This is a genomic window from Blastocatellia bacterium (assembly GCA_035275065.1).
Lineage (GTDB): Bacteria > Acidobacteriota > Blastocatellia > UBA7656 > UBA7656 > DATENM01.
On the sequence record DATENM010000063.1, the window covers coordinates 81,517 to 94,371 of the forward strand.

A 12,855-nucleotide genomic window follows, 5' to 3' on the forward strand; every position below is an offset into this window, starting at 1 on the left:
TGAGGACCGCTTTCGCGTTGTTGCATCGGCGCGCCACGGAGCCTGGCCATTTCGGCTTCTTACTTTTGCTCCAGCGCCTGCTCCTCAAACTCCTGTCCGTACCATCGGTCTTCCCATTTCGAGCAGGCGACGACAATGATGTCCCGGTAGCCCGTGCCGCCGTCCAGAGCTTCGATGTCGGTCACATAGTGGAACATTCGCCGGTCGTCGAAAGCGACCAGTTGCCCTTCTTCAAGCACGGTCTTGTAAAAGGGTTCGCCGCCGGCGACGGGTATCAGGCTCATCTCCGCGCCGGAGATGTTGTGCCGCCTGAAGACTCCGATTAAGACGTAATCATGCCCGTCCTGATGAACGCCTTCCGGTACGATGTGACCATGGATGCCGGGCCCCGTCAACACGCGGTACTGATGCACATTCAACTGCCACTCGCTCGTCGTGTCTAAGGGTATCTCCTTCGCGCCCTGATCAATGAACTGTGTTGGGTCGATCTGGAGCGGTTGATAATGGCGTCTGATGCCGCCCGCAAATTTGTTGTACTTTGAATATGCGACGTAGGGTCGGTGCGGAAGCAGGTCGAGTCGCCAACTCTCGCCTTCAAAATAAAAGCGGTACTGCGAGAACCGCCGGTACTTATGGTTGCCACCACTATGGTCATCGAAATGCAGGTCGCCGAAACTGGCCAGGAACGCGTCGTCAACCGGCGGCATATTGATAATCGAAAACCCATCTTCGTTTAGTGCCATGACTTACTTCCCATCAATAGGAGTAGGCGCTCCCGCCTGCCGACAATTCATGGAAGAGGTGTAAATACTGCGAGACTTGAGTGCCGGCGTCTAGCAAGGCCCACCGTTTCAGTTCGTGTCCGCCCGGGACTCCGATTGCGAACCCCAATGATTTTGATTGGCCGAGCCCTTGAAAACGATTAGGCAAATAAGCCCTGGCAGACGATGCTAGGTTCTATGTGCGCTCCGCTGCCGCCTCCGAATCCTCCAGCGGAAAACACTGTGTAGCGAGCTCAATCACCCTACGGAATCTCGCCGCGTAACATTTCGTCCGGTCGAGGAAGCGGCTTGTATTAAGAGGTTGAAACGTCGCAAGGTTATTACTTTAGGTGTGTGCTGTCAACTAATTTCTTTCGGTTGCGGTGCAAATTACAAAAGGGTGCAAGCCCCTGCGACGTCGTACTCCATCTTATGCAGCCAGTTCTACCAGATTATTCAAGTATTTGCTTGCGCGTACCCCAACCCGGCCGTCTGATCGAGCCTCAGGAATCCGCCATTTCACTGATGAGCCTCAGCGCGAGCAATCTGCCATTTCGAGAAAATCTTCGCCGAACTTCGGCACGAGCACTTGCTGCAACTCGTCGTCGCACGCGGTCGTCTGATGTCACCTCCCTGAGGGCGTCCGCAAATGCCTCGGGGTTGTTCGGAGGTAGGAGCCAGCCAGTGCTTCGGTGGCGGATGACTTCCGACACGCCACCTGCATCGCTGACGATCACCGGGACTCCCGCGGCCATCGCCTCAAGCATCGCGTTAGGGATTCCGTCCCGATCTCCGTCGGGCATCCTCCGAGCGCCGAGAACGAAGACGTCGGCTTGGGTAAGCTCTCTCTGAACGACGTCGGGTGGAACCGGGCCGACGAACTCCACGTCCTCAAGATTGAGCTCACAGGCCAGCGCCATGAGCCGCGGGAGTTCTGGTCCACCCCCTACAATCCGATAGCGATAGCGACAGCGCGACTCGGATCGCAGCAGCGCCAGAGCCCTCAAGATCACGTCGATGCCTTTCTTCGGCACAAGACGGCACACAGAGAGGATGCGGAGGGGGACGCCGTTAACTAGCTCCCGATTCTTAACCGTAAGATCACACTCGACATCGTGCGGGAAATGGACGACGCGCTCCGCCAGCAAGAGTGGCAATTGCTCCATCAGCGACGTCCGTGCGTGCTCCGAGCACGTAGAGATAAACCGCGCCCGGGAGCACACCTTTGTGAGGTGAACCTGTGGAACAAAGATGTCGCGTGCGTGAGCCGAAATGCTGAGTGGAATATTCAAGCGCTGACTCAGAAGGCTGGCGGCGGCGGCAGGCATGCCTAGAAAGTGTGCATGCAGCCAGTCGGGCTTCCATCTCTCAAGCGCCGGACGAATCGCAGCCGCAGCCCAGGCGGCACGGCCTGCCGCCGCCGCGCCCCTTAACCCCTTTGGAAAGAGGGTGAGTGCACGCGGCAGTTCTCGCAACGATTCTACGCCGAGACGGACTTGATGCCGGCCACCGCGCCGCGCGGGCGCGTCCGGATGGAAGACGGTAAAGGGCGACTCGGGCAGGAGTGACCTGTCAGAACGGCGCGCCGGGCTGAACGTCAAGACCACCAGCGTGAAACCAAGTGAAGCGAGGCAGGTAAGCTCGCGTCGGATGAAGGATTCCGACAGGCACGGATACTTGTCCACCATGACGGCTACCCTTCCCGCGTCACCTCCCGGCAAATCTATTTTCATTCCTATCCTCGGCCGTTTTAGACACTACTCGTGTGGAATCGCTAGGACGTGGAATGCTCGGCATAGGAAAGCGCTTCGGAAAAGCTATCCACCGCGTTGGCCCAATTGAAGTGTTTCGACTGGGCGATCCCACGCCCCACCAGACTATCGCGGAGCGCGCGGTCGGTACTCACCGCGCGCAAAGATGCCGCCAGCGCCGAGACATCCCCATGCGGCACATGGAGCGCGGCCCCGCCGCAAACCTCACGCAACGCCGGGGCGTCCGAGGCGATGACCGGGCACCCGCAACTCATAGCTTCGACCGTAGGTAGCCCGAAGCCCTCGGTGGATGACGGAAACACTAAGGCGATTGCGGCAGAATAGAGGGCACTCAGATCGGATGGAGTCATGTAGCCCAGGTACCGCCAGCGACCATTGCTTCCACGGCCTTCTTCGGGGAGCAGGTTCTGCGATGCGCGGACCTGTGGGCCGACGACCAGGAGCAGAAGGCCCGCTTCCGCACATGCCCGAATCGCGACTTCGAGATTTTTCTTCGGCTCAATGCAACCACAAAACAGCGCGAATGGCTCATTCACCTCGAACCGCTGACGAACCGTTGAAATCGCAATGTCCCTGGGCACGGGCGCTATTTCCAAATCCACCCCCCAGGGCACGACAAACACTTTGCCGCGGGAAATGCCGAAATAGTCAATGACGGAGCGCCGGACGAACTCGCTGGGTACACATACGGCCCGGGCTCGCCGAATCCCGCGGCCGACGAGCAGGCGGAAATGGAGCGCGTTACGCCAACCCGCCAACCGCGGATGTGTCCAGGCGATGAGGTCGTGCACCGTAACGATAAATTTACACGACAGCGCCACCGGGGCCGTATAGCAAGGACAGTGTAGGAGTTCGACGCCCTGCTTTCGCCCTAATGCCGGCAAGACCACTTGTTGCCAGGCAAAACGGGAGATGGGGGTTAGAGGGCGAACCGGCACCAGCGAAGCGTTGGGCATTTCGGATGTATGCACCCCGTGCGCAAAAACGGTTACACGTTGCAGCGGCCGCCTCTCAAGATATGAAGTCCACAGCCGTCGCGTTGCAACGGCGACTCCGCGCTCCTGCCCACCCCAGAATGATCCATCCACTCCAATGTGCATATGCCGCCTAATTGCGATGTCCTTTTACGCTCCGGATGCAATGACTGAGAGTTCAGTTATGACAGATCGCGCCGTATACGGGAACGAGTTCCGCCGCCACGCGCGATATTGAGAAGAGATGCAGCGCCTTGCGCCGAGCGGCTTCCGCTCTTGACGCCCACGAGGCGGGCTCATCAAGGATGCGGGCTAAACCGGCCGCAAGGCCGGCGGGATCACCCGGAGGGACCAGCAAGCCTGTTTCATCTTCCGTCACGATCTCCTTCAGGCCGTCGACCGAAGATGCTATTACCGGACGTTTGGCCAGCATCGCCTCCACCGCTATTCTCCCGAATGGTTCCCGCAAAGACGGCACGGCTACCACGTCGGCGGCATATAACACAGGTGCGATCTGCTCGACCCCCTCGGTGATCCTGACTTGTGGGCCACACCCGAGATCCACTGCGAGCCGGCGAAGTTGCCGAGTGTAGGTCGCGGCCTTCTGATCATGCTCCGGGCACAATAGCCACGCGTGTAAGTCGGGATGGGTCCGGGTCAGAATAGCAAGCGCTGCAAGGAGGACAGCGTGGCCCTTCCTGGGTATGGACTGACCGGCCATCACCACGAGCCGCTCGGCAGGAGGGATATCTAGGGCGCGGCGAACAGCGGCTACGTGGTCGGCATCGCGCGGCGGTAAATCAGCGACGCCGTTACGAACGAGCGTAAGGTGGCGCGACGAGGGACCGAGCAGTTTCTCGGCGAATGTCAGCGTGGCTTCAGAGATGGCTATGATCGCATCGGCTCGTCCGGCCATTGACTTGGCGACACCACGGCCGCCATAGAAATCTCGCCAGTGCCAAACCACCGGGCAGCCTCGCCACGACGCAACCGGGCCGATCCAGAGCATGGCCTGCGCGCTGTTCGCATGGAGAAGGTGAGGTTGGAAACGCCGCACTGTTCGATCCAGTTCCCTCCAGCCCAGAGGCAGACGGGGAAGGACAAACTTCCAGTTATTCAGTCCTCGTGAGCGCGTAACGGGACGCGCGCCCCAGTTAGCCACAGGAATGCCGGCCGTTGCGGCGGCCTCGCTCAGGGGCCCGGACGGACATAGTAAGACGGGGTCAACGCCCAGCCTCCGAACCGCGTCCATGAGTTCCAGCAGGCTGCGCTCGGCTCCGCCCAGGCCACCAAAGTGCGAGACATACAAAACCCTCATCGCTTGGCCAACCTCGATTGGTTAGTAAAATAGCTAGCTGACATACGCCGCGACTGGGGCTTCTTTGTCCTCAGTCTGCGCGCCGCTCTGGTCCGACGCGGCCGCGGGTTTCTGGCCCTTCGCCTGAAAGGTCTGGCGTTTGGTCAGTTGCTCGAACAACTGCCTGGCGACCTCGACGTGCCCTTCGTAAGAGTAGTGTCCGTCGCGGTCGTGCACGTACTTAGTCATCGGCAAGACATTGAGTTCGAGGTAGCTGAGACCATACTTGGCCGTCACTTCACGGTAGTAGGGATTGGCCGAGCACTGGAAGATCGTCAGCTCCCCACCCTGTTGCGCTAACTTATCTCTAACTGCTTGAAGGGCCTCCACCGATTTTTTTAACGAGTAGGGTAACAGTGAGAGGTCGTGCGCCTGGACTCTGTTCTCCACAAACGTCCGTAGTCTGGCAGAGCGAAAGCTGTTGCTGGTGTTCATGTAGTAACGCACAGCGGCTCTCACGATGAAGGATGCGTAGTACAGAGGGATGAGGAATTTCTGCTCGGTGGCGCTGTCAATCATTGCCTCACACCACTGCCTGGAATGTTCCGTTTCGGAGTTATAAATAATGACGTAGCCTTTGTAGAGGTCACGCCTGAAGCTTCCGTGGACGAACGGGAGTTCCACGTCCAGGAGTATCTGATCCGGTTGATAATCAGCGACTTCCGTCTCGATAAGTCGCAGCTCTTGCACCGCGCGGAATCTTCCGTCGATACCAAAGTTCATGACCTCCACCTGATGGCCCGCCGACCGGCACATGTCTTCCAGCAGCTCGGAGAAGTTCTTCCCCTTCCCATGGCACCAGATGCCGGTCGAGTTGGATGGGCCGACGACTGCAATTCGATAAGTCCCGGGGGCTTTCGTCCGCACGAAATCGCGGGCATGGAATCCCCGGTTATTGGTCCGGAACCGTCGATGGATCCCCGGAATACGAATCTCACCTTCGGCGTTGGGTAAGTAACGGTAGCCAAGCTCATCGTCAGGCACGTAAATCTGGGGATACACCTGAATCCAGAGCAAGTTTCTATATTTGATTCGGAGGTAGATCTCGATAACCGCTAACCCGAACAGCGCGACGATCACTCCGTAAAAGAAAAATTGAAACATTGCCTCTCAATGTCCTCTCTCCCGCCGATGCCGGTGGCAACACGGCCCGCGGCAAGTGAACGGTACAGCAGGCTGAGCTGATCTAACTGCTCGCAGAGTTGGAAATCGTTTCGCACGCGCCGTTGCGCCGCGACTCCGAACGAGCGCCGAAGCTCCTCACTTCGGCCAAGCCGCGCGACGTGAGCAGCTAATTCGCTCAAGTTGCCGGGAGCGGTCAGCAGCCCTGTCACACCAGAGTCAACCAGATCCCGAACGCCGGGAACGTCGAACCCTACAATCGGAAGGCCGTGGGCCATCGCATCCAGCCCCGCGTAAGGCAAGCCCTCTGTTCTGGAAGTCATCAAGAAAATGTCGATGTCGGCGAGGAAGGCATCCGTATCGCGGATGTGGCCCAGCACCCGCACACTCGCTTCGGCTCGCAGATCGCGTATCGCGGCCAGCACCTGTTCCCGCTCGGGCCCATCGCCTGCAAGCAGTAATTCATGATCCAGACCGAGATGTGAAAGGGCCAGCGACATCTTGATCGCGGCCACAGGGTTCTTTTGCCATGTCAGACGGCCCAGCCAGCCGACACGCAGAAGGCGTTCTCTGGACCGCCGCCAAGAGCCCATGCTGGCGTCGATGCCGTTGTTGATCACCACCACGCGGTCTTTTGCTCCTAGCCGCCACGCCGCCTGTCCCTCGCTTTCCGACACGGCCACCACACCATCCGTCCAGGGCAATAGCGCGCTTTCCACCTTCCGGTACATCCAACGGCTCAAACGTCCGGGCTGGGCCAGAAAGGCATAAGCGTGTGGCGTATACACGACCACCGGGCGGCGCCGGCCCAGTCCGATGATCGCGCTTCGCCCAAGGGCGCCGGCTTTGGAGCTGTGAAGATGGAGAACGTCGGGCGCTGTGTTCAGTATCAAACTTCTGAGCCGAATCACGGCGGCGATATCCCGCAGCGGACGCACTTTCCGCCGCATATCAAACTCGTGGACAGTGATTCCTGCTTTTCGTAGCTGAGACAGAGTATGGCGAAACTCCGGCTTACGGCGCGTTGCGCACACCAGGTCGACAGCCAATCCGCGCGAGTGGGACCCGAGAGCGAGGTCAACGACGTGCCTCGCCGTTCCCCCATCGGTCGCTTCCAGGACAATCATTACTCTCGGCATTTCGAATCCTCAGGCGCGCGCGCATTCCCTTAGGCCAAGCGCTTCGATCCACCTCATTATGGCTTTCAGCAATAAATCCTGGCTGAGGAGTGGCGTAAAGGTGTGGTCGGCAAATCTTACGAACACCACGTCCAGCCCGCGCGGCAGTCCCACCGCGAAAATTTCGTCACCCGCTTTCCGCAGCCGGTAGTTGTAGGCGATTTCATTTCCGTTTCGAAAGATGAGAATAATCTTTGTGCCCCGCTCAAGCAGGGCGCCAAGCTTCTCCTTCATGTTCTTATCCCGGTTCTCGTCGAGAAACAAGGTAATGTTTCCGTTGCTCGTGTGACTGCCCTTGCTCTCGGTTGCCGGCTGGCGATTGTCCGAGTTATTCCCTGAGTGTTTGAGCAGTAGCTTCTTGCGTAGTCGCTTTACCATTTGGCTCTCACCGGTGAAGACGCGCTTCCATTTACGGGGGCTCAGGATACGGGAGAGATGATATCTAGCGGACTTCACGTAGATCCCTTCCATCAGCGCCAGGCTTTCCACTCGCAGGTCGCGGCTGGCGACTTCGAGCGCGATCTGCGCGCCCATGCAAATTCCCATCAGCATGAACCTGGTCGCCCCGAGACGTTGGTTTAATACTTCGAACGCTTCGAGGGTGTCATCGACGAACGTGCCCTTTGTCTCGCCGGCATGGTCATGGCTATCTCCGATTCCCCACACGTCGAACCGCAATACGTGGAACCCGCTGCGCTCCAGTTGGCGGGCGATCTTCACATAAAGCCGATTTGGCCCGACCCGGTGCAGGAGGCCGGCGTTCAGTAATAGCACGGCCGGAAGGTCCGCCCGCGGTACGTCGCCAACAGGTGTATGAAGGATGCCGACCAGCGTCCGCGTCTTTCCAAAGGTGATGATTTCTTCGCTCATTCGCTCCTCCCGGATAACCACGACGCAATGGCCTGGACGGCACGCGCCGGAATGACGCCTTTGTGCCGGCGATCTTCCTTGAGCCAGATGCGATCTGATTCGCCCGCGATCACATAATCGAGCCTGGCCTCGCACTTTCGCAGAAAGGTGGCATACGCTTCGAGTTGCGGCTTTTCTGAGTTCGCCAGCAGGAGCATATCCGGCAACCTCCTGGAAGGAGTGGTTGAGAGAAGATCAATCGCCGTCAACTCGTCGTAGAGTTCTTTTGTGATGGGGAAGCCGATCAATTCTGCGAAGCAATTCGGTAACTGCCGCTGCTCGTAGCCATTGAGCTCAGCGTTGGAGGCGAGCAAGTCATGGTGCGCGCGCAGGAGCGTCGCTATGTGGTCCGCGCCGTTCACGACCGGCTCCCAGAGCACGATGCCGGCCAGGTCATCGGCTTCCGCTCCGGCATTCAGTGCAAGGTTAGCGCCGATTCGCGCACCCACTAGATACACTTTCTGCACCCCTGTCTGAGCGCGCAGCATCTGGATGGCCTGACAAATGTCGTTCGTCCATTGTTTCAGCGTACCATCCGTAGCTTCGCCGCCGGAGTCGCCGCAGCCGTAATAGTCAAATCGTAGTGTGTCGCGCCCCGAATCCGCCAGGTTTCTGGCGAGCTCTACGTACGTGCGATGAATTCGCATGTACTCCTGGCCCATCGGATAACACAGTATGACTCCCGATTTTCTTTCGTTCGACCCGGCGCAGTGTAAAGCGCCGAACAGACGCGCCTGATTCGGGCCAAAAAAACAGTACTCGGTAATCGGCTTGACGCTGTCGGGGTGCGTGCTCCGTACTTTTGAGAGAAGGAGGTCTGTTTGGGTCGTGATGGTTCTGGCTTCGAAGAGATCGAGCAATGAGAGCTCAACTCCGAAGTCCTCGTATATCCAATTGATTAACTCTGTACCTCGAAGAGAATCGCCCCCCCTTTCAAAATAGTCGTCGAAATTCCCGACTGAAACGCCGAGATTCTTCTCCCACAGGTGGGCCAGGCGGGCCTGATACTCGCCAGCCGTGCCAACCGAAATCTGAGCGGGTGTGCTCATTTGGACAGCCTCTCGATTTCGATGGCGAATGAGAGTCGACGCGCAAACTCCTCGGCGAGCGCGCGATCCGCCGGCCCAAAATCACGTCGGGAAGATAAATTCGCACGCAGGAGTGTGAGCGCACCCAGATGTTGCCCACGAATCGTGAGCGGCGCCATCAAAACCGACTTGATACCCATGTCCAGCAGCTCTGACGCGCGTTCGCCGCGCGTTTCGCGTTCCGCGGCAAGGTCGAAGCCGGCTTCGACTAAACCAGTTGCCCGCACCGATTCGATGCTAAACTTTGTGTTCGGACCACCCACACTAAAGAAGCGAATTATCTTGTCCGCATCGGTTTTCAGCGTCTGAGAGATCGCATGGGCCAGATGAGCCGGCGGCAAGTCAACCGTCGCAAAATCCGCCAGGTAAGGTACGCTCAGGGTTAATGCCTCGCGGAGCATGGCGTCAAAGGGTTCGGTCGAGCCGAGCACTTTGCTGACGTGAGCCAGAAACCCCAAAGCCTCCTCCGGCCGTTTCCGGCTGGCGATGTATTTCAGCGCAACCGTCATCGGGTTCGGTTTCACGTCGGACGGCGTCTCGTCCCTTCTTAAAATCGCGAATCCGAAGTCTTCGTTGCGAGGCCAGGAGAACTCCGGAGTTGTACTGCTCGTTACCAGGCCCGACCCCGGCACCGGCACCGTGACGCAGCGGGTGTTGACAAAGCTGTCGTCACTCATCCTGGAGTTGGAGTAGATCATTACCGGAAGTTTCGCGCCGTCCTTGCGGAAGAGGGTGGCGCCGAAATTTACGAGGGGCGTCCCGCCGACCAGGTCCTCGAGCATCCCGTCGATTACCTTTTGGTCGGCGTGGAAACGCGCGATGTGCTGTCCGATATAAGTCTCGGGATCGTATCCCATGGACGCGAGCTCACACTTATTCGCGTACTTGATCAAGCCATCGCCGCCGACCATGTGTAGACCGACAGGGGCGTTATCAAAGAAGTCCAGCAGCTCGGCATACAGCTCGCTGCGCTGTGCTGCCGTGAGCTCGAGTTGACGTTCCGCTACCGACTGATCCTTCAGCGCCCCGACTTCGGCAACGTCAGGCCGCAAGTCCTCAGGATGAGGAAACGTGAAGCAGCGCACGCCGCGAAGAGTGCCGCCATCAATCTTCGCGTTCGCGTACAACAGCACCCGCTGGGGAGTGCCATCCCGACGCAACAGAGTAATATCATGTTCGACGACCGTCTCACCGGCAACCAGTTGGTCCAGAAGTGTCCGCACCCTGTCCGAATCGGCAAAGAACTCAGCCATGTGGTGGCCGATGTACTCATCTGCATGGTCGCTGTAACTGAGCAACTTCAATTCGGCGAGGTTCGTCCGGGTGATCGTTCCGTCAGGTCCCGTGACGTGCAGACCGATGGGGGCCGCATGAAAGTAATCGGAGAAGTCATTCAGCGCTTCTTCGTTAATGGCCGATTCGCTTGCCAGCATATGGGTAAACTCCTTGGCGGCGCGGGTAATCAAACGCGAAAGAACGTGTTGTGGATCACTCTTAACGAACTGAAATATTGGGGCTGGACGAGCGCTTCCGGGATTTCCTGTCCGCGAATTTCCTCAATGTAGAGCAGGAAATTCACCATCTCTAGTGAGTCGAGCACGCCTTCATTGATTAAATCGGTGTCCAGTCCTATCTCTACAATGTGTGGCTTTGTCAGTGCTACCCAATCTCGCAGCCTGGAAATGGTAACCATGTCGATGTTTCGTTCGTCATCCCCTGACATATACCTCTCCCGTGAGTAAATTTTGGCTTCGGAAAAACCGCAAAGTTTTCGCGAGCACCCGTTGATGAAACTCTCCTCGTGAAGGGTCTCGAATCAACTCTCGGCGCAGTTCGTAGGCATCGCTCAAGCCCGCATCGCGGTAAACGCTGGGGTTGTAGAAAGACTGCAAGTAGAACTCTGCGTACCGTCGCAGGTAGCTTGCAATCTTTCGCAGCGCCTCCTCGGGATGTTTCTTAGCTATGCGCTCGTACATCGCCGCGACGACCCGCTGCCCCATGGCGATGTGCCGGTTTTCGTCTTCGTGATGCACTCGGTTGATTTGCCTGACGATTGGCGGCAGGTTTTCGTCCGCCATCATGCGCAGGTTGTAGAAGTCGCCGATCTGTTCAGTGATGAGTATCTGCGCGAAGGCGATGAAGGATTTGATCTCTTCATCGGTGAAGGCGGGAAACTGCACCTTCTGAGTGGAGTAGATTTTTCCGCCATAGCGTTTACAAAATTCGGCGAAGAACCACATATGCTTATTCTCTTCGTCGAGGAAGTGGTGAAAATATTCTGACTCCGTTTCGTAACCGGGGTTGTGGATGCACGAAAGAACCTGGAGCATCAAATCCCGAATGCCATGGACATTGAAGCTGAAGAAGTTGATCAGTTCCCAGCGGCTCAATTTCCAAAGTTGTTCCTCGTTAAGGTTGCTTGTGTGACGCGTGCCATGGAGCGACAAAAGATCCGCACTCATCCAAAGACCGTCTTCGGGGAGTGGCGCGGGCCACTCGAAGACCTTATATGGATCGTAGGCGTGCTCCACTGACAGGTTAGAGAGGCAACGGAGGAGGTCTTTCAAATTGGTTCCGGTAATAGTCATGTCTCTCAGATTTCAGTTATTGTTGCCACCGTTTTCGCCGCGTCGCTGTAAGCAGAGAACGGAAGTCGCAGTGATAGAGTCAGCCATGAGGAAGATCATATCTCCCGCCCTAAACGCTCCCTCGACCTCAAGATCTTTCAAGTTGATCAGCACGTCACCCGCCACCGCGTGCGCAAACCTGCCGATGTTTCCGAAGCAGCCGGCTTCGTTCGGGAATCCGCATAGCCTAAGGAACATCTTGGAAACTTCCCGGCTATAGTTATTGGTGATAACTCTGGCGAAATCGACGGGTTGAAGACCCAAACTTTCCCTGGCCCGTTTGGCTGCGCAGCGAATGACGTTGAATTTTTCCATGGCATACGACGCCGGTTCCAACGATTTGGCGTCGATTAAACCAGCCGAGTTATGATGCCCGATGTAGCGGATGCCATAAGGCCCAACGCCCGGGCGCGAAACCAGGCAGCTTAATGAAACATCGCTCTTAACCGACATATCCTGGAACATCATTCTCCCGCCATATCTTCGGGACGCCTTATCGACTGACGCAACCAGCACGTGCTCTGTTTCTCCGACCTCGATCAGGGCGGTCGCTATGCGTAAGGCGGCCACGATGTTGGCGCAGTTGGAGATAGAAATGTGAATCGGAACCGCATTGTCCAGACCCAGGTCGAGAAGCAAGCGGTTTACCTCTGTCGAATTCACCATCTCGTCGCGGTCGAAGCTTTCGGCCACATAAAGGCAAACCCCGATTTTATCTCGCTCGATTCCGGACGCCTCCAACGTCTGAGCGGCAGCATGCCGAGCTAATGCGCGCATCGATAGATCGCTCTCCGCGTAGGACTGGAAGCCCCCCAGCTTGTAGAGTTGCAGTTTTCTCGGGTTGTCTCGTAAGAAGTCGAGCTCTTCAATCGGTTTGAACGCCCCCAGGTAATAGGCGATGCTCAGGATTGACGCCATCTCGCCGTTGCGTGGCCTCGTTAAGGCTTTGTCAAATGTAGGACTAATACTCACGGCTCGGTACCCCGCCCGGAGAGACGCTCTGTGGATCGCGAGCAAATCGTTCATGGGTGCTCAGAGCCGGAACAAAAGTGTTCCAACCCCAGAGC

The 12,855-nt window shown here is 57.6% G+C and carries 12 protein-coding genes; all 12 read right to left on the reverse strand.

From position 1 onward, the window contains the following. Positions 1 to 59: 59 nt before the first annotated feature. The gene (locus VJ464_14710) at positions 60 to 743 is read right to left on the reverse strand and encodes a 2OG-Fe dioxygenase family protein (GenBank protein ID HKQ06383.1); all 684 of its coding nucleotides are present in this window, start codon (positions 741 to 743) and stop codon (positions 60 to 62) included. Between the two features lie 521 nt (positions 744 to 1,264). Further along, complete coding sequence (locus tag VJ464_14715; GenBank protein ID HKQ06384.1) at positions 1,265 to 2,494, reverse strand: glycosyltransferase family 4 protein; 1,230 nt, start codon at positions 2,492 to 2,494, stop codon at positions 1,265 to 1,267. Positions 2,495 to 2,535: 41 nt separating this feature from the next. After that, positions 2,536 to 3,633, reverse strand: coding sequence for a glycosyltransferase family 1 protein (locus tag VJ464_14720; protein HKQ06385.1), 1,098 nt, complete (start codon positions 3,631 to 3,633; stop codon positions 2,536 to 2,538). Positions 3,634 to 3,685: 52 nt separating this feature from the next. Further along, entirely contained in the window at positions 3,686 to 4,825 is a 1,140-nt protein-coding gene (locus VJ464_14725) for a glycosyltransferase family 4 protein (protein ID HKQ06386.1), read from the reverse strand. A 33-nt stretch (positions 4,826 to 4,858) separates the two neighbouring features. Next, complete coding sequence (locus VJ464_14730; GenBank protein ID HKQ06387.1) at positions 4,859 to 5,968, reverse strand: hypothetical protein; 1,110 nt, start codon at positions 5,966 to 5,968, stop codon at positions 4,859 to 4,861. Next, positions 5,941 to 7,113, reverse strand: coding sequence for a glycosyltransferase (locus VJ464_14735; protein HKQ06388.1), 1,173 nt, complete (start codon positions 7,111 to 7,113; stop codon positions 5,941 to 5,943). Before VJ464_14735 ends, VJ464_14730 begins: the two co-directional genes overlap by 28 nt. A gap of 21 nt (positions 7,114 to 7,134) precedes the next feature. Continuing rightward, on the reverse strand, positions 7,135 to 8,034 hold the full coding sequence (locus VJ464_14740; GenBank protein HKQ06389.1) for an alpha/beta fold hydrolase: 900 nt from the start codon (positions 8,032 to 8,034) through the stop codon (positions 7,135 to 7,137). Next, the gene (locus VJ464_14745; protein HKQ06390.1) at positions 8,031 to 9,122 is read right to left on the reverse strand and encodes an alpha/beta fold hydrolase; all 1,092 of its coding nucleotides are present in this window, start codon (positions 9,120 to 9,122) and stop codon (positions 8,031 to 8,033) included. Before VJ464_14745 ends, VJ464_14740 begins: the two co-directional genes overlap by 4 nt. Beyond that, positions 9,119 to 10,594 carry a PAS domain-containing protein gene (locus VJ464_14750; GenBank protein HKQ06391.1) on the reverse strand — a complete coding sequence of 492 codons (1,476 nt, stop codon included), beginning with the start codon at positions 10,592 to 10,594 and terminating at the stop codon, positions 9,119 to 9,121. The genes VJ464_14745 and VJ464_14750 overlap by 4 nt, the downstream gene beginning before the upstream one ends. A gap of 29 nt (positions 10,595 to 10,623) precedes the next feature. Further along, on the reverse strand, positions 10,624 to 10,884 hold the full coding sequence (locus VJ464_14755; GenBank protein HKQ06392.1) for a hypothetical protein: 261 nt from the start codon (positions 10,882 to 10,884) through the stop codon (positions 10,624 to 10,626). Beyond that, a complete protein-coding gene (locus tag VJ464_14760; GenBank protein HKQ06393.1) occupies positions 10,871 to 11,749 on the reverse strand; it encodes a diiron oxygenase in 879 nt (292 codons plus the stop codon). Before VJ464_14760 ends, VJ464_14755 begins: the two co-directional genes overlap by 14 nt. Positions 11,750 to 11,761: 12 nt before the next feature. Further along, the gene (locus tag VJ464_14765) at positions 11,762 to 12,706 is read right to left on the reverse strand and encodes a hypothetical protein (GenBank protein HKQ06394.1); all 945 of its coding nucleotides are present in this window, start codon (positions 12,704 to 12,706) and stop codon (positions 11,762 to 11,764) included. Between the last annotated feature and the right edge of the window lie 149 nt (positions 12,707 to 12,855).